Below are 25,257 nucleotides of genomic sequence, written 5' to 3' on the forward strand. Positions count from 1 at the left end.
GCCCGATCCCGCGCCGCGCGGCGCCTACTTCTCCTTGATCGGCTCCGCCTTCTGATCGATGCGGATCTGGCGCGCGCCGTAGGTCACGGTGATGGTGTTGATCTTGCCGACCTCGAGCGGCCGCACCTCGCGCCAGCGCGCGCGGTCGAGGTCGCGGAACGCGCCCATCACGCCGATCATCTTGGCGTCGGGCTGCAGCACGAAATCGAACTTGCGGCTCTCGCCGGGGCGCAGCAGCGTCTCCTCACGCTGCACCAGCTCGGCGCCGAGCGTGGCCTGGTCCTTCTCGAACAGCGAGAAGAAGTCGGCGCTCTCGAAGGCGCCCGGCGTCTTGAGCACGTAGGCGCGCACCGTGAGCGGCGATGCGCGGCCGCGCGCGTCGGGATTGGCATCGGGGCCCGCCACCAGCGTCAGCGACACGGGCGTCTTCACTTCGGGGGGCGGCTTGCTCGCGCAGCCCGCGAGAAAGAGCGCCGCGGCAGCGAGGCCGAAGGCCGCCACGTGCCGGCGCGAAGCCGTGGCCGGAAGGCCTCCATAGGACGAATGGTGTGTACCGAGCGCTCGCATGCTATTCCCTTCGTTGCATTGACCGGTTGAGAGGCATCTTTGATTATCACCAGCCACATTCAACAGGCAACATGCTCACCAACGAACTCGCAGATGCACTGCTCACACCGATCGGCGACAGCGCGCCGAGCGGCACCGACCTCGAGTACGACGCGGACTTCACCGCGCTCGTGACCGCGTCGCAGGGCAAGCCCGAACAGCAGTTCGGCGACACCGTCATTCCCGCGGTGGAGCCGGACTGGCGCAGCGTGGCCGAGCAGTCCGACGCGATCCTGCGCCGCAGCAAGGACGTGCGCGCCGCCGTGCTGATGCTGCGTGCCGCCACCCGGTTGCAGGGCGTGCCCGGCTTCGTCGCCGGCCTGCGCCTTTTGACCGGATTGCTCGACCGCTTCTGGGACGGCATACATCCAACGCTCGATGCCGACGACGACAACGATCCGACGATGCGCCTGAACGCGCTCGCGCCGTTGAACGACGAGACCATGGTGCTGCGCGACCTCTACGACGCCCAGGTGGGGGCGGCGCCTGGCGTGGGCTCGATCCGCGTGCGCGACATCGCGGTGGTCCAGGGCACGCTCGCGGCGAACGGCGAGCCGCTCTACTCCGCGCCGCAGCTGCAGGCCGGCCTCGAGGCCCTGCAGGCCGCGCAGCCCGAGCGCATCGAGGCCGCGATCGGCGCGCCGGCCCTGATCGACCAGCTGCAGGCGCTGCTGGTGGAGCGCACCGGCCGTTCCGATGCCATCGACCTGGGCGCGCTGCGCACCATCGCGCGCACCATGCAGAAGGCCTGCGGCGCCGCGATCGGCGTGCCCGAGGAAGCCGGCGCGGCGGGCCCGGAAGATGGCGGCGAAGCTGCCGCGGGCGGAGGCGGTGCACGCCCCGCGGCCGCGCGCGGCGAGATCCAGACCCGCGAGGACGCGCTGAAGATGCTCGACCGCGTGATCCGCTTCCTCGAGACCACCGAACCCGGCAATCCCGCGCCGCTATTGATCGAGCGCGCCAAGAAGCTGATCGGCGTGAGCTTCCTCGAGATCATGGCCAACCTCGCGCCGAACGCGCTCGACACGATCGAGAACGTGACCGGCCGCCGCGCCTCGGACTGAGGCCGTTGCGCCGCCTCTCCCCCTCGTCCCCTCCCCTTTCCATCCCTGGATCGACCCACCCCGTTTCACCCCCGCAAGGAGCATCGCCATGGCCAAGAGCAGTCAGAAATTCATCGCCCGCAACCGGGCGCCCCGGGTGCAGATCGAATACGACGTCGAACTCTACGGCGCCGAGAAGAAGATCCAGCTGCCCTTCGTGATGGGCGTGCTGGCCGACCTGTCGGGCAAGCCCGCCGACCCGCTGGCGCCCGTGACCGACCGCAAGTTCCTCGAGTTCGACGTCGACAACTTCGACTCGCGCATGAAGGCCATGAAGCCGCGCGCGGCCTTTGCGGTCGAGAACTCGCTGACCGGCGAGGGCGAGCTCAAGGTCGAGCTGACCTTCGAGAACATGGAGGACTTCTCGCCCGCCGCCGTGGCGCGCAAGGTCGGCGCGCTCAACAAGCTGCTCGAGGCGCGCACCCAGCTGTCGAACCTCGTCACCTACATGGACGGCAAGAACGGCGCCGAGGAACTGCTGGCCAAGGTGCTCGAGGACCCGGCGCTGCTGCAGTCGCTGGCCGCGACCAAGAAGCCCGAGGACGGCACCACCCCGCCGGCCGCCTGATCCCTGTCCCATTCCGACTTCCACATCCGGTTCACGAGGAGTAACCCACCATGGCCGAAGCACTCGAACAGAGCGCGTTGAAAGACGTCGCGTACGCGGGCAGCGACTTTTCGTCGCTGCTGCAGAAGGAATTCAAGCCGCGCAGCGACGAAGCCAAGAGCGCGGTCGAAGCCGCCGTGCTCACGCTGGCCCAGCAGGCGCTGGCCAACAGCGAGGTCATCGGCAAGGACGTCACGAAGTCGATCCAGTCGATGATCGCGGCGATCGACGCCAAGCTCACCGAGCAGGTCAACCGGATCATCCACCACCCCGACTACCAGAAGCTCGAGAGTGCATGGCGCGGCCTGCACTACATGGTGAACAACACCGAGACCGACGAGAACCTGAAGATCCGGGTGATGGACATCTCGAAGCAGGAGCTCGCCAAGAACCTCAAGAAGTTCAAGGGCGCGGCCTGGGACCAGAGCCCGATGTTCAAGAAGATCTACGAGCAGGAATACGGCCAGTTCGGCGGCGAGCCCTTCGGCGCCATCGTCGGCGACTACCACTTCGACCAGAGCCCGCCCGACGTCGAGCTGCTCGGCGAGATGGCCAAGATCGCCGCCTCGGCCCACGCCCCCTTCATCACCGGCGCGAGCCCGAACCTGATGCAGATGGAGTCATGGCAGGAGCTCGCCAATCCGCGCGACCTGACCAAGATCTTCCTCACGCCCGAGTACGCCGGCTGGCGCTCTCTGCGCGAGTCGGACGACGCGAAGTACCTGGGCCTGTGCATGCCACGCTTCCTGGCGCGCACGCCCTACGGCGCCAACACCAACCCGGTGGAGGAGTTCGACTTCGAGGAGGACACCGCCGGCGCCGACCACAGCAAGTACGCCTGGGCCAATGCCGCCTATGCGATGGCCACCAACATCAACCGCTCGTACAAACTCTACGGCTGGGGTTCGCGCATCCGCGGCATCGAGTCGGGCGGCGCGGTCGAGAACCTGCCGCTGCACACCTTCCCGAGCGACGACGGCGGCGTGGACCAGAAGTGCCCGACCGAGATCGCCATCAGCGACCGGCGCGAGGCCGAGCTCTCGAAGGCCGGCCTGCTGTCGCTGATCCACCGCAAGAACTCCGACTTCGCGGCCTTCATCGGCGCCCAGTCGCTGCACAAGCCGGCCGAGTACGACGATCCCGACGCCACCGCCAACGCCAACCTGGCCGCGCGCCTGCCCTACCTGTTCGCCTGCAACCGCTTCGCGCACTACCTCAAGTGCATCGTGCGCGACAAGGTGGGCTCGTTCAAGGAACGCGACGAGATGCAGCGCTGGCTCAACAAGTGGATCATGAACTACGTGGACGGCGACCCGGCGAACTCGTCCGAAGTCACCAAGGCCCAGAAGCCGCTGGCCGCGGCCGAGGTGGTGGTCGAGGAGGTGGAAGGCAACCCCGGCTACTACTCCTCCAAGTTCTTCCTGCGCCCGCACTACCAGCTCGAGGGCCTGACGGTCTCGCTGCGCCTGGTCTCCAAGCTGCCGTCCGCCAAGGGCGCGGCATAGGCCATCGGGTGGGTTTGAAATCCCGCCCGCTTCTTCGTTCTGAGATCACTACCGGCCGAAGCCCCACCCGCTGCGGCCGGTAGCCCCAAAAAACTTTCTCTTTCGTCAACCATCGCCCGCGCATCGCAGGCATCACAGGAGTAGCAAGATGGCATCCGATTTCCACATCAAGTTCGACGGCGTCACCGGCGAGGCCACCCACAAGGATCACAAGGACGAGATCGAGATCCTGTCGTGGTCGTGGGACGTGGCGAACACCTCCGGCGCGGCATCGGGCGGCGGCTCGGGCAAGGGCAAGGCGCAGCCCGGCTTCTTCAACTTCGTCCACATCTTCGACAAGGCCTCGCCCGTGCTGGCCAAGAACTGCGTCAGCGGCAAGCACTTCAAGGACGCGGTCCTGACCTGCCGCAAGTCCGGCGACGGCCAGGGCGAGTACCTCAAGGTCACGATGAAGGAAGTCTTCATCTCGAACGTGGCCCCGGCCGGCTCGCAAGGCGGCGACGTGCTCGAGAACGTGGTCGTGACCTACAAGGACATCGAGTTCGCCTACAAGGCCCAGAACGACAAGGGCGCCACCACCGGCGACGTCAAGTTCGGCTGGAACGTGGCCACCACCGAGACCCGCTGAGATCTCCCGGGACTTCGCCGCGCGAGCGCGGCAAGCTCCACGCCTTGCGGCCCGCGTCCTCTCTCGAGGGCATCGCGGGCCGTTTCTATTGGTGCGGGAGAAAAGAAAAGGGAGAGGAGGCGGCGCGCGCCGCCGCCCGTTCCGTCAACCGAGAACGGTGTCGTCCGGATCGCGCGGCTCGGGCTGCGCCTCGACCGGCAGCAGCCGCGTCTCGTCCTCGGCGGCGTCGATCACCCACAGCGTGAGCGCCGTGTAGTTGTCGTGCCCCGGCTTCGCGCGCGCGACGATCTGCGCCTCGATCTGCTCGACCCACTGGCTGGGCGTGCGCGAGGCATGCAGGGTCTCGACCAGGCATTCGTCGCCCAGCGGCTCCCACACGCCGTCGCTGCACAGCAGCAGCACGTCGCCCGGCAGCAGCCGCATGCGGTCCGACACCGCGATGTCGGGTTCCTCCTCGAGCGAGCCCAGCGCCGACAGCAGCATGTTGCGCTGCGGATGCAGGCGCGCGCCCTCCTCGTCGAGCATGCCGCCGGCCACCATCTGCTGCACCAGGCTGTGGTCGGTGGTGCGCGCGACGATCGCGCCGCCGCGGAACAGGTAGGCCCGGCTGTCGCCGCTGTGCACCCAGGCCAGCGCATGGACCTCGAGGTCGATGGCCGCGAACACCACCGTCGAGCGCATGCCGGCGAGCGTGCCGCCCTCGGCCTGGCGCGTCACCACGTCGCGGTTGGCCTGCTCGATCAGGCCGCGCAGCACGCCCGCGTCGAGGCTGGGGCCGGCCGAGAACGCGCCCAGCACGCTCGCGCGCACCGTGGCCGCCGCCACGTCGCCGCCGCCATGGCCGCCGGCGCCGTCGGCCACCAGGCAGGCGACATGGCGCTCGTCGTGCCAATGGCCGTGAACGTCTTCGTTGTAGCTGCGGCCGCCCTGGCGGGACAGCGTGACGATTTCGATTTCCAAGCGGGGCTCCTCGCGTCGGTCGTGCGTGTCGTGGGTTCTTGTTCTGCGGTGCAGCGGTCGCGCGCGCCTCAGTCGTCGGATTTCAGGCGCGCCATCTGCGCCTCGTAGGCCTCGAGGAAGGCCTTGCCGAACAGGTTGTGGAAGTCGTCCTCGGCCTCCGTCGCGATGCCGCCGTACAGCGCCACGAACTGGTCCCACAGCTTGGCCTTGCGGTTGGCCGCGAACAGCGCGTCGAGCGCCGACTTCGAACTGATCTTCTTCTCGAGCTCCTCGGGCTCGAAGCGCGCGATGACGTGCGCCAACGCCGCGCGCAGGCCGACCATCACGCCGAACTGGTGCGCGCGCAGGTCGTTGAAGGCATCGCGCATCGCGGCCTCGGCCGGCATGAAGCCGCGCACGCCCGGCCCCAGCAGGTGCGCGAGCGCGACCTCGACCGTGGGCGAGAACTTCAGCGGGTTGTTGGCCTGGGCCGCGATCATCGTGACCTCGGCGCGCACCTCGCGCTTGAACTCCTGGCGCGTGAGCAGCAGCTGCAGCGTGCCTTCGGTGGCGCTGCGCAGCATCGAGCCGATGCGCTCCATCAGGCCCGGCGTGAGCATCTCGGGCGGCTGGTGCGTGCCGCCGAGGCCGCGCAGGAAGGCGGCCAGCAGCTCGTCGTCGCTCGCGATGCGCTCGACGGGCGCGGCCGCAACGGGCGCGGGCGCGCGCGGCACGGGTGCCGGCGGCGGCGCGGACAACGGCGGCAGGGGCCGGCCCGCGGTGTCGGGGCCGCTGATGCGGATCGGCAGGCCCGTCATGTCGTCGAAGGCGGGCAGCTCGGGCAGCGGCGCTGCGCGCGGTGCGGGGATGGGTGCGGGAATGGGCGCGGGGGCCGGCGGCGGTACCGGCACCGCGGCCGGCGGCGTGATCGCCTTCGGTGGCGTGAAGCCGAACTGCTCGATCGGCAGGTGGTCGGAACGCGCCATCGGCGTGGCCGGCGCGGCGCGCTGCAGCGCGGCCAGCGGGTCGGCATCGTTCGCGGTGTTGGGCTGCAGCAGCGGATCGGCCAGCGGCGACAGCGCGAGCGGATCGCCGCCGATGCCGCCGCCACCGGCCGCGCCGCCGAACAGCTCGTCGATGCCCGCGGCCTTGCCGTGCGCGGGCGGCGCGCCGAGGTCGGAGAAGTCGTCGAGCGCACCGAGCCCGCCGGCCGGTGCCGAGGCCGGGTCGGGGCCGAGCAGGTTGGCGAAGGGATCGATCTGCGCGGCCTGCGCATTGCGCGAGCCGGTGGCCATGGGATCGGGGAACAGCAGCGAGTCGGCTGACGACGATGACGACGACGAGGATGGCGACGGCGCGGGCGACCGGCCCGGCGCGGGTGCGGGCGGCGACCCCAGGCCCGCGAGCAGGTCGGCGAAGGGATCGTCGCTGGTCGCCGCGGCGGATGCCGGCGCCGGCGCCGGCTTCGCGCCCGACAGGCCCATGATGGTTTCGGGGATCGCGAACGCTGCCGCGGCCGGTGCCGGTGCGGGCGCGGCGGCCTGCGCGCGCACCACGAGTTCGAAGCTGCCGACCACCAGGCGCGCGCCGTCGGTCAGCGCCGCTTCCTTGCCCGAGCCCAGCGACACGCCGTTGCACTGCATCGGGTTGCTGCCGCGGTCGATGGCGAAGTACTGGCCGTCGCGGCACAGCACCTGGGCATGCACGCGCGAGACGGTGCGGTCGGGATCGTCGAGGACCAGCGTGTTGGTGTCGGCGCGGCCGATGGTGCCGCCCTCGGGGCCGAAATTCGCCGACAACGACGGGCCCGCCGGGACGCCTTGGCGGGTGACAACAGTGATTTGGATCATGAACCGGCCCCCAGGGCGACGCCCCTACAGCTGTGCGCGAGCTTGCGACGAAACTCGGAAGGAGTATTCATTCCGGGGGACGGCTTGGCAATCTCGACTTAAGAGGTATGTCTTTGCATCGGAAGGCGATGGAGAGCGCCGCGCTAGGGCGCCAGCAGCAGCACCAGCGCCTGGCTCGGCACCACGCGCACCCCGGGGCAGTTGGTGCTGTTCTGCAGCGACACGCTGGTCAGGCGGCTGGCCGGCATGCCGTTGAGCAGCACGGTGAACGCGCCGGTCACATGGCGCGACGGCCCCATGACGGTGCCCGAGGCCACGCCCATGTTCACGCCGGCGTTGTCGCCGTTGGTCATGGGGATCGAGGTCGCCAGGTTGTGCGCGGGGGCCCCCATGAAAAGGATGGTGGGACAGTTCGGGATGGCCATCGGCCCCATCGCGATATTCGGGTACGGAATGGGCACGGGCCCCGCGGGCGTGGGCGTCAGGCACACATCGGGAAAGCCCATGTCGGTGCCCATCATCTGGCAGTTGGCGAACATGTGCGTGCTCCTAGCCGAAGTGGATCTGGCCGCCGCGCGTCTTGACGAGCTTCTCGCCGTTCACCAGCGTGTGCTCACCCGACAGCCGCAGCAGCTGACGGGCCTCGCATTCGACATGCGTCGCCGCCACGCGGTCCGTGCCTTCCGTGGTGCGGACGTGGTGCCGGCTGTAGTGGCTGACGCGGTCCATGACCGTCGAGAGCACCGAGCCGACGAGCTTGACCACGCTGCCCACCACGCTCAGGTGGCGCCCCGTCAGCTCGGCCGAATCCAGCGCCACGCGCGCCTCGCGGGCGCGCACCTCGAGCTGGTCGCTGCGCAGGCACAGCTGCGGCGCCGCCAGCGAAAGACGGCCGTCGACCTGCAGCTGCGTGTCTCCGCGCAGCTGCAGCACGTGCGGCGTCTCGCCTTCGCGCTGGAGCACGGCCAGGATCCAGAGCTCGTCCGGCGCCACCTGCAGGCAGGCGACGCTGTCGCCCGCACGCGGCTCGAGCAGGCAGCTGACCGCGCGCTGGCCGCTGCGGCGCAGCGCACCGCTCAGCACCGTGAAGCCGGCGGGTCCGCATTCGCACACGGTGCCCACGCACCAGCCGGCGGCAATGGCCTGCGCGGGCTGGGCCGGCTGCGCGGCCTGGGGATGGGCGGCGCGGCGCGAACGGCGCCGCGCCGGGGCTGCTTTCGAGGTCGTCATGTCTTCTGCTCCATGGGCTGCCAGCGTTCCGCGGCCGCCAGTTCGGGGTCCTGCTCGATCGCACGCCCGCGGTCGGACATGCGCGCCTCCTGCGTGTTCGCGCCATGCAGCACGGTGCGGAACATCGAAGCGTCCTGCAGATCGGCGCCCGACAGGTCCGCGTGCCGGAAGTCGGCATAGGTGAGTTCGGCCGCGACCAGCCGTGCCTTGGGCAATTGCGCGCCCGCGAAGTGGGTCTGGTAGAGGTCGGCGCCGGCGAAGTTGGCGCCCGGCAGCTTCGCGCCCGTGAACAGCGCCTGGCGCAGCCGCGCACCGGAGAAGTCCACCTGCTCGCCCCGGGTCTCGCAGAACAGCGCCAGCGGTGCATGCGCCTTGGCCAGGCAGGCCCCGTCGAGCAACGCCTCCTGGAAGTTGCACTGGCGCATGTCGGCGCCCGAGAAGTCGGCCCCCGACAGGTTCGCCTTGAGGAACTGGCAGCCTTCGACCCGCAGTCCGGCGAAGGAACGGTTCTGCAGCCCGGTGTCGATGAAGGCGACGCGCACCAGCGTCGCGCCGGCCCAGGTCAGCAGCGAGAGGTCGCAGCCGATGACGGTGGTCTGGCGCCAGTGGGCCTCGTCGGCGCAGACGTCGATCAGGCTCGATCCGTCGATCACGGCCGCGTCGAGGTCGGCGCCGCGCAGCACCGCATGGTCCAGACGCGAGCGCGTCAGCATGGCCATGCTCAGCTGGGCCCCGGCGAGCTGGGCATGGGGTGCCTGGCAGTCGGTCCAGACGGCGGCGTGCAGGTTGGCGCCGCGCAGGTCGGCATGGTCGAGCGTGCAGCGATCGAACACGGCGCGCCGCAGGTTGGCGCCGGCCAGCAGCGCGCCGCGCAGGTCGCACTGCTCGAACACCGCCTCGCGCAGGTCGGCGCCGCGCAGGTCCGCCTCGCTGAGCCGCGCGCCCGAGAAGACCGCCCCGCCGAGCTGGGCCCCGCCGAAGGCGCCCTTGGCGAGGTCCATGCCGATGACGGGCTCGCCGATGGCCACGGCCATGGACAGCAGTTCGGGACTCATCATGGCGCGGCCTGCTGCTGTTCGGGCGTGAGGCGCGGCCAGGTGCGCGCGCGCTGCAGCAGCGCGTTCTCGAAGCGCGCGTCGCCATCCAGGCGCACGCGCGACAGGTCGGCGCCGAAGAGGTTCGCGCGGCGCAGGTCGGCACCGCGCAGGTCCGCGTGGTGCAGCACCGCGTTCGACAGGTCCATGCCCGCCATCGCGGCCTGCCGCAGGCTGGTCTTGCGCAGCATCGCGCCCCGGGCGCGCGCGAGCCGCAGGTCGCAGCGCGCCAGCGAGGCCTTCGTGAGGTTGGCGCCGTCGAGGTTCGCGCGCACCAGCTTCGCGCCATCGAGGATGGCCTCGCCGAGGTTGCACCCTGCCAGGACCGCGCCGCTGAAGTCCACCGCGGCGAGGCTGCACTGCTGCACGAACACCGCGCCCTCGGCCTGCGCGCCGACGAGCCGCGCGCCGTCGAGCTTGCAGCCGATGAAGCTGCTGTGCCGCAGCCGCGCGCCCTGCAGGTCGCAGCCGCTCAGGTCGCACTCCACGAAGCTGCATTCGGCCAGCTCCGCCTCGGCGAGCGACAGCCCCCGCAGGTCGAGCTTGTAGAAGATCTGGCGGGTGCCGTGGGCGCCGCTCCAGTCCGCGCTGCCCCACTGCGTCTCGAGCAGGGAGGCCCCTTCCAGCCGCGCACGGCGCAGCTGGGTCTCGGCAAGAACGCAGCGGTTCAGCACGGCGCCGCGCAGGTCGGCCTCGTCGAACATCGCGCCGGCGAGTTGCGAGGCGCCCAGGTTGGCCTCGGCGAACAGCGTGCCCGCGCCGATGGCGCCGCGCAGGTCCGCGTGGGCCAGCACGGCGCGCGAGAAATCCGCGCCCGAGAGGTTCGACTTCGACAGGTTGGCGCTTTCGAGCCACGCGCCGGCGAAGCTGGTGCCGCGCAGGTCGAGGCCCGACAGGTCGGCGCCGGTGAGATCGAGGTCCGCGAAGCGGCGCAGGCCGCCCGCCACCGCGCGCTTCATCTCCTCGCGCAGCGCCTTGGCGGCTTCTGCCTCCATCGGCGCCGCGGGCGCCTGGGCATGGGCCGACTGCAGATAGCCCAGCCGTTCCGCCGCCTGCTGCTTGATCAGCGCCGGATAGACCTTGGCGGTGTCCAGCGCCTGCCCCTGCGCGGCGAAGGCGGCGCGCAATTCGTCGAGCTTCGCTTCGGCGCTGAAGCGCGGCGGCCCGCGATGCGCCAGCGAGGTCGGCGGCAGCCCCTGCTCGGCGGCGAATGCCAGCGCCTTCTCGGCCTGGGTCAGCGCATCCTCGAGCACGGCCCATTGCTGGCGCTGCTCCTCCTTCATCTTGCGTTCGATGTAGGGCGCGAGTTCGGCGCCCTTGGGCACCTTCTCGCGCTCGGGCAGGCGGATGCCGAGCGCGTCGGGATCGCCGCCGTGTTCGCGGACCTGCTCGCGGGCCACCTCGACCTCGGCGCGTGCGCGCAGGTACTGCGCATCGCCCTGCAGGCCGTCCATCGCGAAGGCCGCGCGCGCCGCCTCGACGGCGGGATCGTCGGCATTCAGTCCCTCGGGCAGCAGGTCGCCGTCGTGCAGCATGTGGACGGCACCCAGGCGCGGATCGCCGCGCCGCGCGATCGCGTCCACGTAGTGCTCGTCGGGGCGACGCTCGCCGAGCCGCTCCACCGCCCCGACCAGCGAGACGACATCGGAACCGTCGTCGGTGTCGACCTCTGCGAGTCCCTGGAACAGCAGGATCGCGCGTTCGGCATGCGGGAAGAACCACGCCGTGGTGAGCCGCAGCGGCACTTCGCGCAGCTTCGGCTCGCTGGCCCCGGCCACCGCGTAGCCGGCGAAGACGCGCGCGCGCAATCCGGGCAGTTGGCCCTCGATGCGCGGCCGCGTCGCATGCAGGTGGTCGAACGCGAAAGGCTCGTCGCCGCGCAGCGGCTGCTCGAACCACTGGTCGGGCGGTGCCAGGTTGAAATGGCGCCAGTCCAGGTCGGGCGCGAAGCCCGGCGCGTGCGCCTGCAGGTAGTCGGCGTCGTAGGTCCCGCGGTACTGGGCGCGCTGCGGGTGCGTCGACGCGAGCGCGCCGAAGCCGGCCGGCGCCACCGCGTGATCGGGCCGCAGCAGCCGCGTGCCGGGCCACTCGACGTTGGGCAGCCGCTGCACGCCTTCGCGCACCTCGCGGCCCGTGCCGGCCGGATTGGCCGCGAAGTCCGCGCCCCCATAGGCATGCGCCCAGTCGATGGGCATCTGTTCGAAGGGCAGCGGCGCGCTCGCGTCCTGCCCGTTCCAGTGACGCTCGCCGAACACGAGCAGGGTCTTCTCGCGCGCGCCCAGCCGCGCGCGCACCGCGCAGCCCGTGGGCTGGTCGGCCGGCGCGAAGGCGCGCCCGTGGACCAGGAACTCGGCCGTCAGCTTGGCCACGCCCTCGTCGATCATTGGCTCGACCATCTCCTGGCCGAGGAACTCCCACATCGACTGCTCGCTCCACAGCGCCCCGGACAGCCCCTGCGCGAAGGGCACGTGCAGGCTCGCGGTCACGCACAGGCCGAAGCGCTTGCGGTACTCCACCGGACGGGTCGACAGGCCCAGCGCCTGGGGCTTGGTGACTTGCATGCGCGGCCGGCCTCAGGTGCCGCCGTGGGGCGGGACGTAGCGCGGCGGCAGCGGCGGCATCGGCGGCGCGTCCGGAATGACCGGCGCCGCGGGCACCACGGGGGCCTTGCCTGCGGTCTCGGGCGCCGCCTTGCTCAAGGCATCGGCGGTGCGCCGGCCGTAGGTTCCGCCCAGCAGTTCCGCGCCCGCCATGCCCAGTCCGCCCACCAGAGGGATCATCGACAGCTTGCCTTCGTAGGCGCGCCGCTCGGCAATGGCCGCCATGTCGCCCAGGCGGGCGGCCAGGCTCGTCAGCCCCTGGGCGGCGGCCTCCTCGGCCGCCTTCTTGAGCTCGGTCTTGGCCGTCTCGTACTGGGTGAAGGTGGCGTTCACGTCGAACAGGCCGGCGATCAGGGCCGCGGCACCGATGGCGAAGCCCGTGACCATGCCCGCGGTGCCGCCGCTGGCCGCGGCGCCGGCACCGCCGCCGCCCGAGATGATCTTCATCGTCTGCAGGTCGAGGTCCACGCCGTTCTGGCTCAGGTTCACCGAGGCGACGTTGGTCAGCCGCGCCGCGGCCGTGTTCTCGATCTGCACGCCGGCGAAGTTCGCGATGTCGACCGCCAGCGCGTTGCTCATGTTGAGCCCCATGAAGGTCGACCGGTTCATGCCCAGGTTGGCCTCGCTGTTGGAGCCGATGTAGCCGCTCGAGTTGGAGCCCAGCACGGTGGTGTTGGAGCCGATCGAGGTGGCGTTGATGTCGCCGACCGCGATCATGTCGATCGAGGAGTTGGCGATCAGCTTGACCTGGTTGGCCATGATGGCGTGCTTGCCGCCGGTGACGTCGTTGCGCTCGCCGCCGCTTTGCATCTTGCTGTTGCCGGTCACCAGGTAGGCCATGTCGGCGCCCACGGAGGTGGTCTGGAAGCCGACCACGCCGATGTCGTGGTTGGCACCCACCACCGTCTTCTGGAACCCGCCGATCGCCACGTTCTGGTTCGCCGTGACGATCAGGTCCTGCATGCCGACGACCGAGGTCTTCTGGCTCGCATGGAAGATGTTCTCCTGGTAGCCCTGCACCTGGGTCTTCTGCCCGCCCGAGCCGATGGTGTTGCTCTGCGAGATGCCGACGATGTTGGTCTGGATCTCCGCCACCGTGTTCTTCTCGTTGCGCTTGACCAGCGCCGTGCGGTCGCGGTCCACGGTCTCGGTCTGGTCGCGCCCCACGCTCAGCGAATCGTCCACCTCCACCGAGGTCGACATGTTCCGCTCCGCATGGATGTTGACCAGCTCGCCCCCCTTCTTGTCCTCGAACATGATCTCGTTGTAGTTCGAGGGACCGCCGCCCGGCGTGGAGCGGGTCTTGAACCCGCTCTGCGTGGCCGACTTGTACGGGATCGGCTGGTCGTCGTTGTAGACGCGGCCGGTGACGATCGGCCGGTCGGGATCGCCGTTCATGAACTCGACGATCACCTCCTGGTTGATGCGCGGCGCGAAGTAGCCGCCCCAGCCCTTGCCGGCCCAGGGCTGCGAGACGCGGATCCAGGCGGTCGAGCGGTCGTCGCGGAAATCCTTGCGGTCCCAGTGGAAGTGCACCTTGACGCGGCCCATGGGATCGACGTCGTGCTCCTTGCCCTTGCCGCCCACGACGATGGCGCTCTGCGGGCCCGGCATGGTCACGCGCGGCGTGAGCCGCGGCGGACGGAAGATGTGGTCGGCGGGCAGCGCGGTGATCAGGAAGGCGCTGGTGCCGCGCACGCCCTCGCGCAAGGTGGGCGTGGTGTCGATCAGCTCGAGCAGGGCATCGGTGCAGCCGGCATTGACCGCGTCGTCGCGCAGCGCCTCGCGCAGCAGCTCCGCGGTCGGCCGCGGCGCGACGAAGGTGCCCATGCCCTCGTAGCCCGGATGGGTGGCGACGAAGACGCAGCCGCCGATCAGGTAGTCGCCGTCGCGCGTGCCGTCCGGATCGCCCTTGAAGGTGAAGGTGTGGCCCACCGCGACATCGGGCCAGCGTGTGACGGCCCAGTGCAGCGTCTGCCGCGCCGGCAGCTCGCCCGCGCGGACCTCGAGCACGACATCGGATTGCTCGCTCGTGAAGAAGCCGCCCGGGTACTCGAACACCTCCAGGTCCGCCAGCTCGTGCGCGGGCACCATCTCGCCGTGCGTGCTCAGCAGCGTGTTGATCGCCTTGTAGTTCACGTCGCGCGACTCGTACTTGCCCGAGCGCAGCTGGCGCGCGCTGACCCAGCGCTCGATCTCGTTGAAGCGCGCCTCGCTCGCGCCATCGCCGGCGTAGTTCAGCACGCCCTTGGCGGGCAGCGGCCCGTGCGCCATGCCGGTGGAATCGGCCAGGTGCATCACGCCCGGCGAGTCGAAGGAATCGAACCAGTAGTAGACGCCCTCGTCCTCGAGGATGCGCGACAGGAAGTTGTAGTCGCTCTCCTGGAACTGCACGCAGTAGCGGCGCGCCTCGTGCACGCCGATCACGCCCGCGGGCTCGGTCTTCGCGTGGGCCTTGATGGGGCTGTCGGTCAGCACGGCATCGAGCACGTCGAGCACCGGCTTCTCCTGCAGGATGCACGAGTTGATGCGCTTGGTCAGCAGGCCGAACCACGAGCGCAGGCTGATGCGGTATTCGAAGAAGCGCCCGACCTGCCCGCCGCGCACCACGCGCACCGCATGGCCGCGCGCATGCCGCTCGTGCTTCTGGTCGTCGGCATCCGCGAAGCCGATCACCACGTCGAAGGCGTGGCCCAGGATCTGGCGCGGATCGATGGTCCGGTCCTGCGACAGCACGGTGAGCTCGTAGGACGACGGGCGCGACAGCCCCTCGTGGCCCACGATGCGCCAGAACATCAGGTCCTTGTTGACGGGTGATTCGCTGTCGATGCGGAACTCGTGCTCGGCCATCTTGCTGTCTTTCTGGTTGGGAGCGCCTCAGCGTGCCGGCCGCGGCGCCAGGTCAATCGAAGGCGTAGGTGAAGTCGGCGTCCTTGACGTCGAGCGCGACGCGGCGGATCTCGCCGCCGGCGGCCAGGCGCTGCAGGTACTCGACCGAGATCGTGGGCAGCACGGTGTTGGTCAGGATGGCGTCGATCACGCGGCCGCCCGACTCCGGGTCCTGGCAGCGCGCGACCACCTGGTCGACCACCGCGTCGCTGTACTCGAAGGGCACGCCGTGGTTGGTCTCGACGCGCTTCTTGATGCGGCCCAACTGCAGCCGCACGATCTTCTTCATCATCTCGGGCGACAGCGGGTAGTAGGGGATGGTGACGATGCGGCCCAGCAGCGCGGGCGGGAACACCTTCATCAGCGGCGCCTTCAGCGCATCGGCCAGCGCATTCGGGTCGGGCAGCAGCTCGGGGTCGCGGCACATGCTCATGACGAGCTCGCTGCCGGCGTTGGTGGTCAGCAGGATGATCGTGTTCTTGAAGTCGATCATGCGGCCCTCGCCGTCCTCCATCCAGCCCTTGTCGAAGACCTGGAAGAAGATCTCGTGCACGTCGGGGTGCGCCTTCTCCACCTCGTCGAGCAGCACCACGCTGTAGGGCCGGCGGCGCACGGCCTCGGTCAGGATGCCGCCCTCGCCGTAGCCCACGTAGCCCGGGGGGGCGCCCTTGAGCGTGGAGACGGTGTGGGCCTCCTGGAACTCGCTCATGTTGATGGTGATGATGTTCTGCTCGCCGCCGTACAGGGCCTCGGCCAGCGCGAGCGCGGTCTCGGTCTTGCCGACGCCCGAGGTGCCGCACAGCATGAACACGCCGATCGGCTTCTGCGGGTTGTCCAGCCGCGCGCGCGAGGTCTGGATGCGGCGCGCGATCATCTCGAGGCCGTGCTTCTGGCCGATCACGCGCTGGTTCAGCGTGTCGGCGAGCTTGAGCACCGCCTCGACCTCGTTCTTGACCATGCGCCCGACCGGGATGCCGGTCCAGTCGGCGACCACCGAGGCCACGGCCTGCTCGTCGACCGAGGGCAGGATCAGCGGCGACTCGCCCTGCACCGCGTGGATCTTCGCCTGCAGCTCGTGCAGCTCGGCCAGCAGCGCGGCGCGGTCGGGCGCGGCCTCGGCGGGCGCGGCTTCGCCGGCGGCCGCCGCATCCACCGGCTTGTTCCCCGTGCGCAGCTTCGCGCGCAGTTCCAGCAGCCGGTCGACCAGGCCCTTCTCTTCCTGCCAGCGTGCATTGAGCACTTCCAGCTGCGCCTTCGATTCGGCCAGCAGCGCCGACACCTGCGCCGCGCGCTTGGTGACGTCGATGCCGATCGCCTCCTCGCGGCCGATGATCTCCTGCTCGACCGTCAGGCCCTCGATGCGGCGCATGCAGTCCTCGACCTCGGGCGGCGTCGCATGCTGGCTCACGGCGACGCGCGCGCAGGCGGTGTCGAGCAGGCTCACGGCCTTGTCGGGCAGCTGGCGCGCGGGAATGTAGCGGTGCGACAGCTTCACGGCGGCCTCGATGGCCTCGTCGAGCAGCTGCACGCGGTGGTGCTTCTCGAGCACGCTGGCCACGCCGCGCAGCATCAGGATGGCCTTGGTCTCGTCGGGCTCGGGCACCTGCACGACCTGGAAGCGCCGCGTCAGTGCCGGATCCTTCTCGATGTACTTCTTGTACTCGGCCCAGGTGGTGGCGCCGATGGTGCGCAGGTTGCCGCGCGCCAGCGCGGGCTTGAGCAGGTTGGCCGCGTCGCCGGTGCCGGCCGCGCCGCCCGCGCCCACCAGGGTGTGGATCTCGTCGATGAACAGGATGATCGGCGTGGGCGAGCTCTGCACCTCGTCGATCACCTGGCGCAGCCGCTGCTCGAACTCGCCCTTCATGCTCGCGCCGGCCTGCAAGAGGCCGATGTCGAGCGTGAGCAGCTTCACGTCCTTGAGCTGCGGCGGCACGTCGCCGCGCGCCAGCCGCTGCGCGAAGCCCTCGACCACGGCGGTCTTGCCGACGCCGGCCTCGCCGGTCAGCAGCGGGTTGTTCTGGCGCCGGCGCATCAGGATGTCGACGATCTGGCGGATCTCCTCGTCGCGGCCCGTCACCGGGTCCATCTCGCCCTTCTTGGCCTTCTCGGTCAGGTCGACCGCGAACTTCTTGAGCGCATCGCCCTTGCCCATGGCGGCCGGCGCCATCGCGCCCGCGTCCTCGCCGGGCGCGCCGCTGCCCATGCCGGTGCCGTCCTGCGCGCGCATCTGGGCCTCGGGCGAGGCATCGCAGATCTTCACGAAGTTCTCGGCCAGGTCCTCGACCTTGACCTTCTCGAACTGCTTCGACAGGCCGAACAGCGGGTTGCGCAGGCTCTGCGTCTTGAGCATGCCCACCAGCAGGTAGCCGGTGCGCACCTGCGCCTCGCCGAACTGCAGGGTGGCGTAGGTCCAGGCGCGCTCGATCGCGTTCTCGATGTGCGGCGAGAAGTCGCTGATGGCGGTGGCGCCGCGCGGCAGGCGGTCGAGCGCGGCCGTCATGTCCTTGGCGATCACCGAGACGTCGAGGCCGTAGTGCTGGATCACGCGGTGCAGGTCGGAGTCCTGCGCCTGCAGCAGCTGCGCGAACCAGTGCTCGAGCTCGACGTACGGGTTGCCGCGCATCTTGCAGAAGACGGTCGCGCCTTCGATGGCCTTGTAGGCCAGCGAATTGAGTTTCCCGAACAGGGCGGTGCGGCTGATTTCACTCATGGAGGACTCCGTATCTCTTCAAGACGAACGAAAGGGGTTTCATTGAAAGGCCGGCGCGCGCGGATGCGCCTCGCCACCGGGTCGGCTCGCGATGCGCACGTCGCTCGCGTCGCGCGAACGCGGGCGCTCGCCGAGCCACGAGATCCAGCCCAGCCGCGGCGCGTTGCCGCGCTGCTGGCCGAGCCGCGTGGGCGGCACCTGCTCCTTGCGCAGCACCAGTTCGGCATCCCACTCGAGCTCGCCGCCCAGCAGCTGCAGCATCCAGCGCTGCAGCACGGGCTGCGCGTCGCCGATCGGCAGGAACATGCGGTAGCGCGCGAGGTCGAGCGGCCCGACGTGCAGGCGCACGCGGTGCTGGCGGTCCCAGGCGCGGGTGCCGAGCATCGCGCCCATGCCCATGGCGCGCGAGCTCTCGCCGCGACCCAGCCGCGTGAGTTCGGCATCGGGCAGGCTCATCCAGTGGCCGACCCAGCGCTCGAGCTTCATCGGCACGCCGAAGTAGCTGCACAGCACCGACTCCACGCCCTCGGCGCTGTGCACGCGGCGCGCGAGCCAGCCCGAGAAGTGCAGCCGCGCGTCGTCGTGGATCTCGTCGCGCCCGGTGCGCCCCGGCGTGCCGATGCCCACCAGCGCGCCGATCTGCAGCCGGAAGCGGTCCTCGCCCGGCCGGTCGAGCGCGACCGCGGGCCGCGCCTGCGCCCAGGCGCGGTAGAAGTGCAGCGAGAAGCGGTGCAGGAAGCTGTCGAGGAAGGCGAGCCAGGTCGGGTCGCCGTGGTTCAGGCTGCGCTCGCGGATGAAGTCGCTCAGGTGCACCGGCAGCGGCCCGTTGGGACCGATGTAGGCGAAGAAGTGCTGGCGCAGCCGCGGCGGCGAGTGCGCGCCGGCCGGTTCGAAGCGGCTGAAGGCGGCGGGCGCGAACGACAGCGAGGGCTCCTGGCCCACGCGCACCGGCTCGGCGCTCGGCAGCAGCGCGCGGCCCCAGCGCGGCGTGGTGGCGGCGGCCGATTCGAGCCGGCGCAGCACCGCGAAGTAGTCGTAGGCCCAGGGCTGGTCGGACCACCGGCGCAGCGCGGCATCGACGCGCGCTGCCACCGTTCCCTCGGGCGTCGCCGGCAGCGCGGGCGCGGCTAGAGGATCTGGCGCGTCCCGCACAGCGGCCTCCAGCGCATGTTCTCGCCCTTGCCCGCGATGCGCACCACGGTCTCGACGAAATGATTGACCTCGACGTGGCGCGCCAGGTAGCGCGCGAGCACGGCACCGAACAGGAACACGCTGTGGCCGTGGAAGGCGTCCTTGTCGACCTCGAGCGTGATCTCCAGGCCGCGCCCGAAGGCGATCGGCCCCTTCATCGGCAGCCGGCGCGCCACCGCCTTGCTGCTGACCGACAGCAGCCCGCGCACCTGGCCCTGGCGCATCTCGTCGGCGTGCGAGGCGTAGAGCATCAGCGTCTCGCGCAGCGCGGCCGCGCCCTGCTGCGGCGAGCTGTCGGAGATCGACAGGTAGTTGAGCGCGAGGTGGTCGAGCACGCGCCAGCCCAGCCCCTGGCTCACCACCGGCGACACCGGCCGCGAGGGCCCGCGCACCATGCGCACGCGCTGCGCGGGGAAGGAGTCGACGCAGTCGAAGTCGTTGTCGCGGCCCATCGGCAGCAGCAGCGGCAGGTCGCGGTTGGTGCACAGCGCCGACACCGCGAGCTGGCGCAGGCTGGCCGCGTACGGCGCCTGCTGCGGATCGACGATCTGCATGTAGACCTCGGAGCCGATGTGGCTGCTGCGGTTGCCCTCGGTGCGCTGGCGCACCGACAGCATGCGCGGCTCGCGCGTGGTCGTGTAGTAGGCGGGATGGCTGTGGCGCGTGCCGTGGAAGGCCGAATAGAAGGGTCGGAACAGCTGCTCCACCGCGGCCGCCGAGCCCGAGTCCGCGCCCGGCGCGCCGTGGCCGACGACCTCGGTCACGGTGTGCACCTCGAAGTCCTGCGGCCGCGTGCGGTCGGGCACCAGGTGGAACTGGCTCACGCCTTCGCTGAGCGGCACGCGGTCGAGCCGCTTGTTGAACAGGTTGACCACGGGCACGCAATGCAGCTGCACGTTCTCGGCCGTCACCAGCTTCTCGAGCGCCGCGTCGCCGCGCGAGAACAGCAGCACGATCTCGATCTGCGTCACCGGCATCGACGGCAGCACCGACTGCAGGCCCGAGATCTTGAGGAACTGGAAGCGCTGCGGAAACGCGAAGTACTCCTGCAGCAGCCGGAAGCCCGAGAAGCCGGTGGCCGTGACCGGCAGCAGCGCCTCGTCGTCCTCGAAGCCGACCACGCCGATGGCGCTCGGCGGCAGGCTGCGCGCCTCGCCCTGCAGCGCGCCGCCGGCACCCAGCGGCCGCACCAGCACGCCGATGGGCTGGCCCAGCGCGCATTCGTGCAGCTGCCAGGCCACGTCGTCGGCGCCGCCCAGGTGCAGCACGAGGTCGTCGAGCGCGATCTGGCTGAAGTTCAGGTCGGCGGTGGTGCGCAGCACCATGCGCAGGCCGCCGCGGATGGCGCGCGACTGCGGGTGCGTGGCCAGCGGCAGGTCGGGCGCGTAGCTGAAGTACTGGGCACGCAGCAGCTCCAGCGGCCACAGCCGCATCGCGCTCGCGGTGCGGAACTCGCAGTAGGTGCTCTGCCCGACCGCGTGCCGCGAGCGCAGGCCCGCGCCGCGCGGCAGGGTCGGCCCCACGGCGAGGTTGGCGTCGTCGGGGTCGTGCACCATGCTGACCACCGCCATCGCGGGCGTGGGCGCGAGGAAGTGCGGATAGACGATGTCGAGCAGGTGGCCGGTGAAGCGCGGGTACTCGGCATCGAGCTTGAGGTTGACGCGCGCCGACAGGAAGGCCGTGGCCTCGATCAGGCGCTCGACGTAGGGGTCGGCGACCTCCTGGCCTTCGATGCCGAGCCGGTTGGCGATCTTCGGAAAGGCGCGCGCGAACTCGGCCGAGCTCTCGCGGAAGTAGCGCAGTTCCTGCTCGTACAGGCTCAGCAGTCGGGGATCCATCGCGGCGCTACCTCCAGGTGGCCAGCGGCCCGCGCGCGGCCCGCGGCAGGCGGGAATCGGCGCGCGGCGAAGCGGGATGCGGGGCCGGCGGCGTCATGGCTTCTGGGTCGCGTCCTCGATCTCGATGCGTCCTTCTTCCAGGTCGACCCGGCTGCGCATGAGGAACTCCAGCGGCACCGGCTGCGCCCACAGCATGCCGCGGATCTGCAGGCCGACGCAGTTGTGCGAGTCCAGGGCGGAGCCTTCCATGACGAGTTCCACTTCGAGAGTGCGTGAGAGGATGCGTGGCTCGAACTGCAGGATCGCGTTCTTCAGAGCCTGTTCCATGCTGACACGCTGTATCGACGAGGTGAACTGGCCAGACAGCATAGGCAATCCGTAGTTGATGACGGAGCGCGCGGCGTTCGGGTACTGCCGGTCGTCCATGCCGAGGCCGTAGCTGGTGGCGTTGAAGAGCCAGCTCAGGTCGCGCAGCACGGCCGCGCGCAGCGCCTGCTTGGTGAGCGTGCGCTTGTCGTCGCCCTCGCGCTGCTCGTCGGGCGCGCTGTCGACCAGCCGGTCGAGCAGCGAGGGCTGCAGCCGCTCCTGCGCGGTGAGGTCAACCACCTGCGCCGCTTTCTTCGCCGCTTTCTTCTTCCGGAGCGGCGGCCGTGAACACGATCTCGCGCACATCCATCAGCGCGTACTCGCCGGCGTCGGTGCCGAACACGCGCTGGCCATGGCCGGCCCAGACCTCGGGCCGCAGCTCGCGCCACTCGGTGCGGCGCGCGAGCAGCAGCTGGCCGTCGCTGCAGCGCTCGGTGCCTTCGTAGCGCGTGGGGATCAGCGCCAGCGTCTCGCCGCCGTTCTCGAAGTCCAGGTGCGCGGGCATCCAGACGCAGTCGCGCAGGTCCTCGGGCGGCTCGATCTTCACGCAGGCGAGCCGCGCATAGGGGATCCAGTAGTACTTGCCGTTGACGAAGGCCTCGAGCACCGGGCCCAGTCGCATGTCGGCGTCGGACAGCCAGTCGAAGGGCACGCCGTCGATGCTGCCGGCGATGGCCGGCGCCGCGTCGAAGGCGCGCTGGCGCAGGTCTTCGGCCAGCTCGGCCTCACCGCGTCCCTGCCGCAGCAGCGACTCGATGAGCAGCGCCAGCCATTCGTCGGGCTGGCCGAAGATCATGGGCGTGCGCGTGCCGGCAAACACCTCGGCGCGCAGGCCTTCGCAGCGCACGGCATCGCCGTACACCTGCTTCATCGGAACGGCGAGCGCATCGAGCTCGGCCGCGACCGTCAACTGGTTGAGCGCGCGCTCCCACTGGCCCAGCACGCACAGCAGCTGCGCCATGAAGACGCGCGGCTTGCTGTCGGCGGGCTTGGCGCGCACGTCGTCGCTCAGCGCCTTGAGGGCGGCCACCGGATCGGCGGCCTTGAGGAATTCGGCGGCGGTGGTCATGGCTGGCTCCGCTTCACTGGGTGGCCGCGATGACCGCGGTGCGCACGGCGCCGCGGATGCCCGAGGCGAGCTGCGGCGCGGTCTTGATCTGCACGTTGCGGCTCTCGAACACGGTCACCTCGCGCGGCTGGCGCGGCGTGCCGCCGGTGAGGATGGCCTGGCTCACGACGCGCGCGCCGGTCAGGATGACCTCGAAGAAGGGCTGCGACGGCAGGTGGTCGCCGCTGGCGCGGTAGACGAAGATCGAGACCTCGAGGTTGGCCTCCTGGCTGAACAGCAGGCTCGCGATCGACGCGGTGGCGGCATCGACCTCGCGCACGATGACGAAGGGATGCACGCGCACCGAGCCCTTGGTCGAGCCGGGCGGCGACACCACCTCCATCTGGTGGCAGTAGCCGCCGATGTCGATGAACTCGAGGCCGCGTTCCGATTCGCCCTTGACCTTGGTGCCGCGGTTGTCGATCGACATCAGGAAGTCGTTGACCGGTTCGCCGGCCATCAGGTCGAGCAGGCGCAGCAGCTCGTCGGGATCGAGGGCGCCTTCTGCAGAAAAGCTCATTGCAATCTCCTTGAAAAAATCATCGGGACGCGGCGTCCGCGGCGCCCCAGGACAACATCGCCGCGTAGAGGCGGCGCCGCGGCGGCTCCACCTGGCCGCGCACGCGCAGGTCGGCCAGCACCGGCTCGACCGCCGCACCGAACAGCCGCGGCCCGCTCTGCGGCGCGGCCGGCGTGGCCAGCACGAACAGGCGCGCGCCCTCGGCCGAGAGCCAGGGCAGCTCGAAGCGCTTGGCGGCCGGCGCCTCGCGCGTGCCGCGCTCGAAGCGGTTGCTCTCGCCGGGGTCGGACGGGTACTCGGCGCGCGGGCGGCCCTGTGCATCGATGCCCGCCACCACCATGTCGACCGAATGGCCGCTGGTGTTGCGCACGTTGAGCGCCGCGCGCTCGCCGTCGCGCAGCGGCAGCAGGTTCGCCCCACTGGTGCGCAGCGGCCCGCTGCGCGCGAGCCGGTCGCCGTTCCAGATCTCGAGCACGGCCTCGAAGCCGTCGATCGGCATCTGCGTGCCCTCGCCGAGCGCGCACAGCTGGCGCCACCACTTGAGCCGCGCCAGCGTCTCGAGCCGGCGCCGCACCGCGGCCTTGTCGCCCAGGCGCTCGCTGCCGGCACCGAGCGCCGGCGACTGCCATTCGAGGCGCTGGCCGGCCGCGCCGAGGTCGCTCCAGCGCAGGTCGGCCGGCGCGCCCGCGCCCACCGCCACCACCGAGGCCGGGTAGTCGAGGCCGATGCCGGGCGGCAGCGGGCCGTCGCTGCGCACGCGCAGCGCGGTCGAAGGCGGTGCGGCCAGCGGCGAGGCGCTCCACAGCACCGCGCCCGGCAGTTCGCGCAGCGCGGCGGGCACCGCGAGGCTCGCACCGTCGAGGTCGACCTGCGATGCGCGCGCCTGCACGCCGCGCACGGTGCCGTCCTCGAGCGTGGCGTTGATGCGCAGTTCCTGCTGCGGCTGCAGGCCGTCGGCCAGGCCGGCCTGCAGCACCAGGCTGTCGCCGCTGCGCTGCGCGCGCCACACCGGCAAGGTGGAGACGGCGCCGGCGCTGTTGGCGAACAGCGGCGCGTCGAGATTGCCCTCGGCCACCGGCGAGGGCAGCTCGCGGGTCGGGAAGCGCTGCGCCAGTTCGTCGATCACCGGCGGGTAGAGCGCGAGCACGCCGTCGAACAGCTCGCGCCAGGTGGCGGGCCGGCGTTCCAGCGCGCCGGCCACGGCCCAGGTCAGCAGGCCCTGCGGCCGCGCGTTGCGGCCCTGGCGCGGCAGCCGCAGCTCGGGCGTGATCTGGTGGCTCTCGGAGGCGAAGAAGGCGACGTAGCGCGCACGCGCCACGCGCTCGGCCACGGGCGGCGCGGGCGGCGCGGCGAGCGGCACGGCCGCCGGCGCGGCGCGCAGCTGGCCCGCGCGCAGGCCGCGCCAGCGCACCTCGTCGTCGGCCGGGCCTTCGGCGACGGCGGGCACGGCGGCAGCGGCATTGCGCGTCATCGAGGTGGCGGCGCAGGTGTCGAACACCGACCAGACGAACACGCCGCGCGCGAGAAAGGCCTGCACCCAGCCGTCGAAGTCGACGTCGCGCACGCCGCCCGCGAGCGCGCTGTCGACGCCGACGGCACCGCGCACGTCGCGCGCGAGGAAGTTCTCGGCCAGCCCGTCGGGCTCCTGGTAGCGCTTGGTGGCATCGCGCCAGCGTGTGCCGTGGCCCGAGAAATAGAGCAGCACGAAGTCGCCGCTGCGCGATTGCGCGAGCAGCCGCGACAGCGCGTCATGGATCGCCTGCGACTCGGGCAGCGCGGCACCGCTCACGCCATCGGCCAGCGTCGTGATGTCGCCCGCGCCGAAGCCCTGCCGGAGCAACGCGTCGCGCATCAGCGCCACGTCGTTGCGCGGCGCCTGCAGCCACAGCGACTGCGGCTGGTTGACGAGCTCGGACACGCCCACGAGCAGCGCGCGCTGGGTGGCGAAGGCGCGCGGGGCGAGGCAGGCGAGCGCGAGCAGCAGCAGCCACTGCGCCACCATCGAGCGCCGCGTGCCCCCACCCCAGCCCTCCCCCAGCGGGGGAGGGAGCCGGGCCGGAGGTCGCGCGCCATGGCTCATGGCCGCTCCGACGCCCGTCCCGCCGCTTCGACCAGCGGCGAGGCGGCCAGCACCTGCAGGCTCTTCTCCACGTCGGGCACGCGCAGCCGCCACACGCCGTTGCTGCCGGGACCGCCGACCACGTCGGCCGAGATCGCCTGCAGCAGCCGGTCGGCCTCGTCCACGCGCACGCCGTCCTTCCAGCGCACCGTGAGATCGGCACCGGCCGCGGCCGGTGCCGTGGGCACGGCGCGGAAGCGCACGTCGTCCTGCGCATCGTGGCCGCCGAACAGGCCCACGTTCTGCACCACCACGCACAGGGCCAGCACCGCGAACGCGGGCCGCATCCAGCCGTCGGCGCCGAGCCAGCGCCGCACGCTGCCCCACCAGCCGCCCTCGGGCCCGGGCTGGGGC

19 protein-coding genes and 1 pseudogene are annotated in these 25,257 nt (G+C 70.9%); 4 read left to right on the forward strand and 16 right to left on the reverse strand.

The genetic code is table 11. The features are described 5' to 3' along the window. Positions 1-24 precede the first annotated feature (24 nt). Positions 25-501 (reverse strand): type VI secretion system lipoprotein TssJ, encoded by a 477-nt coding sequence (gene tssJ / locus AC07RV_RS44245; protein ID WP_296781247.1) that lies wholly within the window; start codon positions 499-501, stop codon positions 25-27. Positions 502-638: 137 nt separating this feature from the next. On the opposite strand from tssJ, the gene tssA reads away from it, so the two are divergent. From tssA to AC07RV_RS44265, 4 genes are all read left to right on the forward strand, one after another. Further along, complete coding sequence (tssA, locus tag AC07RV_RS44250; protein ID WP_296781248.1) at positions 639-1,670, forward strand: type VI secretion system protein TssA; 1,032 nt, start codon at positions 639-641, stop codon at positions 1,668-1,670. An 88-nt stretch (positions 1,671-1,758) separates the two neighbouring features. Then, on the forward strand, positions 1,759-2,277 hold the full coding sequence (tssB, locus tag AC07RV_RS44255) for a type VI secretion system contractile sheath small subunit (protein ID WP_093350860.1): 519 nt from the start codon (positions 1,759-1,761) through the stop codon (positions 2,275-2,277). A gap of 50 nt (positions 2,278-2,327) precedes the next feature. After that, positions 2,328-3,821, forward strand: a complete 1,494-nt coding sequence (gene tssC / locus AC07RV_RS44260; RefSeq protein ID WP_093350857.1) for a type VI secretion system contractile sheath large subunit — start codon at positions 2,328-2,330, stop codon at positions 3,819-3,821. A gap of 148 nt (positions 3,822-3,969) precedes the next feature. Next, positions 3,970-4,449: an Hcp family type VI secretion system effector gene (locus AC07RV_RS44265; protein ID WP_093350855.1), complete on the forward strand. Its 480-nt coding sequence runs from the start codon at positions 3,970-3,972 to the stop codon at positions 4,447-4,449. 144 nt (positions 4,450-4,593) lie between these two features. Here the strand turns inward: AC07RV_RS44265 and AC07RV_RS44270 are convergent, their stop codons facing one another. The 15 genes and pseudogenes from AC07RV_RS44270 to AC07RV_RS44340 all read right to left on the reverse strand — a co-directional run. Further along, positions 4,594-5,409, reverse strand: a complete 816-nt coding sequence (locus AC07RV_RS44270) for a PP2C family protein-serine/threonine phosphatase (RefSeq protein ID WP_296781249.1) — start codon at positions 5,407-5,409, stop codon at positions 4,594-4,596. A gap of 68 nt (positions 5,410-5,477) precedes the next feature. Further along, positions 5,478-7,187: a type VI secretion system-associated FHA domain protein TagH gene (gene tagH, locus AC07RV_RS44275; protein ID WP_296781250.1), complete on the reverse strand. Its 1,710-nt coding sequence runs from the start codon at positions 7,185-7,187 to the stop codon at positions 5,478-5,480. Between the two features lie 194 nt (positions 7,188-7,381). Next, a complete protein-coding gene (locus AC07RV_RS44280; protein ID WP_093350847.1) occupies positions 7,382-7,777 on the reverse strand; it encodes a DUF4150 domain-containing protein in 396 nt (131 codons plus the stop codon). 10 nt (positions 7,778-7,787) lie between these two features. Beyond that, entirely contained in the window at positions 7,788-8,468 is a 681-nt protein-coding gene (locus tag AC07RV_RS44285) for a DUF3540 domain-containing protein (RefSeq protein ID WP_296781251.1), read from the reverse strand. Then, positions 8,465-9,526, reverse strand: coding sequence for a pentapeptide repeat-containing protein (locus tag AC07RV_RS44290; RefSeq protein ID WP_296781252.1), 1,062 nt, complete (start codon positions 9,524-9,526; stop codon positions 8,465-8,467). Before AC07RV_RS44290 ends, AC07RV_RS44285 begins: the two co-directional genes overlap by 4 nt. After that, positions 9,523-12,123 carry a DUF2169 family type VI secretion system accessory protein gene (locus AC07RV_RS44295; protein WP_296781253.1) on the reverse strand — a complete coding sequence of 867 codons (2,601 nt, stop codon included), beginning with the start codon at positions 12,121-12,123 and terminating at the stop codon, positions 9,523-9,525. The genes AC07RV_RS44290 and AC07RV_RS44295 overlap by 4 nt, the downstream gene beginning before the upstream one ends. Before the next feature lie 12 nt (positions 12,124-12,135). Further along, positions 12,136-15,012: a type VI secretion system Vgr family protein gene (locus AC07RV_RS44300; protein ID WP_296781254.1), complete on the reverse strand. Its 2,877-nt coding sequence runs from the start codon at positions 15,010-15,012 to the stop codon at positions 12,136-12,138. A gap of 52 nt (positions 15,013-15,064) precedes the next feature. Further along, complete coding sequence (gene tssH, locus AC07RV_RS44305; protein ID WP_296781255.1) at positions 15,065-17,761, reverse strand: type VI secretion system ATPase TssH; 2,697 nt, start codon at positions 17,759-17,761, stop codon at positions 15,065-15,067. Positions 17,762-17,800: 39 nt separating this feature from the next. After that, positions 17,801-18,913: a type VI secretion system baseplate subunit TssG gene (gene tssG, locus AC07RV_RS44310; RefSeq protein WP_398499444.1), complete on the reverse strand. Its 1,113-nt coding sequence runs from the start codon at positions 18,911-18,913 to the stop codon at positions 17,801-17,803. Beyond that, positions 18,889-20,790, reverse strand: coding sequence for a type VI secretion system baseplate subunit TssF (tssF, locus tag AC07RV_RS44315; protein ID WP_296781257.1), 1,902 nt, complete (start codon positions 20,788-20,790; stop codon positions 18,889-18,891). Before tssF ends, tssG begins: the two co-directional genes overlap by 25 nt. A gap of 93 nt (positions 20,791-20,883) precedes the next feature. Then, the gene (gene tssE / locus AC07RV_RS44320) at positions 20,884-21,396 is read right to left on the reverse strand and encodes a type VI secretion system baseplate subunit TssE (protein WP_093350827.1); all 513 of its coding nucleotides are present in this window, start codon (positions 21,394-21,396) and stop codon (positions 20,884-20,886) included. Then, positions 21,389-22,225, reverse strand: a complete 837-nt coding sequence (locus AC07RV_RS44325) for a type VI secretion system accessory protein TagJ (protein ID WP_296781258.1) — start codon at positions 22,223-22,225, stop codon at positions 21,389-21,391. Before AC07RV_RS44325 ends, tssE begins: the two co-directional genes overlap by 8 nt. 13 nt (positions 22,226-22,238) lie before the next feature. Next, positions 22,239-22,784, reverse strand: a complete 546-nt coding sequence (locus tag AC07RV_RS44330; protein ID WP_093350822.1) for a type VI secretion system tube protein Hcp — start codon at positions 22,782-22,784, stop codon at positions 22,239-22,241. Positions 22,785-22,803: 19 nt separating this feature from the next. Further along, positions 22,804-24,864 carry a caspase family protein gene (locus tag AC07RV_RS44335; protein WP_296781259.1) on the reverse strand — a complete coding sequence of 687 codons (2,061 nt, stop codon included), beginning with the start codon at positions 24,862-24,864 and terminating at the stop codon, positions 22,804-22,806. Continuing rightward, positions 24,861-25,257 (reverse strand): annotated as a pseudogene (locus AC07RV_RS44340) (hypothetical protein); the annotation flags it as partial. The gene AC07RV_RS44335 and the pseudogene AC07RV_RS44340, both read right to left, overlap by 4 nt.

The organism is Variovorax sp. GW821-FHT09B01 (assembly GCF_059418345.1).

Excerpts from the sequence above, each read along its gene's own strand:
- AC07RV_RS44325 (WP_296781258.1), bottom strand. The coding sequence starts at position 22,225 with ATGACCACCGCCGCCGAATTCCTCAAGGCCGCCGATCCGGTGGCCGCC.
- tssA (WP_296781248.1), top strand. The coding sequence starts at position 639 with ATGCTCACCAACGAACTCGCAGATGCACTGCTCACACCGATCGGCGAC.
- AC07RV_RS44330 (WP_093350822.1), bottom strand. The coding sequence starts at position 22,784 with ATGAGCTTTTCTGCAGAAGGCGCCCTCGATCCCGACGAGCTGCTGCGC.
- AC07RV_RS44335 (WP_296781259.1), bottom strand. The coding sequence starts at position 24,864 with ATGAGCCATGGCGCGCGACCTCCGGCCCGGCTCCCTCCCCCGCTGGGG.
- AC07RV_RS44280 (WP_093350847.1), bottom strand. The coding sequence starts at position 7,777 with ATGTTCGCCAACTGCCAGATGATGGGCACCGACATGGGCTTTCCCGAT.
- AC07RV_RS44295 (WP_296781253.1), bottom strand. The coding sequence starts at position 12,123 with ATGCAAGTCACCAAGCCCCAGGCGCTGGGCCTGTCGACCCGTCCGGTG.
- AC07RV_RS44265 (WP_093350855.1), top strand. The coding sequence starts at position 3,970 with ATGGCATCCGATTTCCACATCAAGTTCGACGGCGTCACCGGCGAGGCC.
- tssB (WP_093350860.1), top strand. The coding sequence starts at position 1,759 with ATGGCCAAGAGCAGTCAGAAATTCATCGCCCGCAACCGGGCGCCCCGG.
- AC07RV_RS44290 (WP_296781252.1), bottom strand. The coding sequence starts at position 9,526 with ATGATGAGTCCCGAACTGCTGTCCATGGCCGTGGCCATCGGCGAGCCC.
- tssF (WP_296781257.1), bottom strand. The coding sequence starts at position 20,790 with ATGGATCCCCGACTGCTGAGCCTGTACGAGCAGGAACTGCGCTACTTC.
- AC07RV_RS44300 (WP_296781254.1), bottom strand. The coding sequence starts at position 15,012 with ATGGCCGAGCACGAGTTCCGCATCGACAGCGAATCACCCGTCAACAAG.
- AC07RV_RS44285 (WP_296781251.1), bottom strand. The coding sequence starts at position 8,468 with ATGACGACCTCGAAAGCAGCCCCGGCGCGGCGCCGTTCGCGCCGCGCC.
- tssC (WP_093350857.1), top strand. The coding sequence starts at position 2,328 with ATGGCCGAAGCACTCGAACAGAGCGCGTTGAAAGACGTCGCGTACGCG.
- tssH (WP_296781255.1), bottom strand. The coding sequence starts at position 17,761 with ATGAGTGAAATCAGCCGCACCGCCCTGTTCGGGAAACTCAATTCGCTG.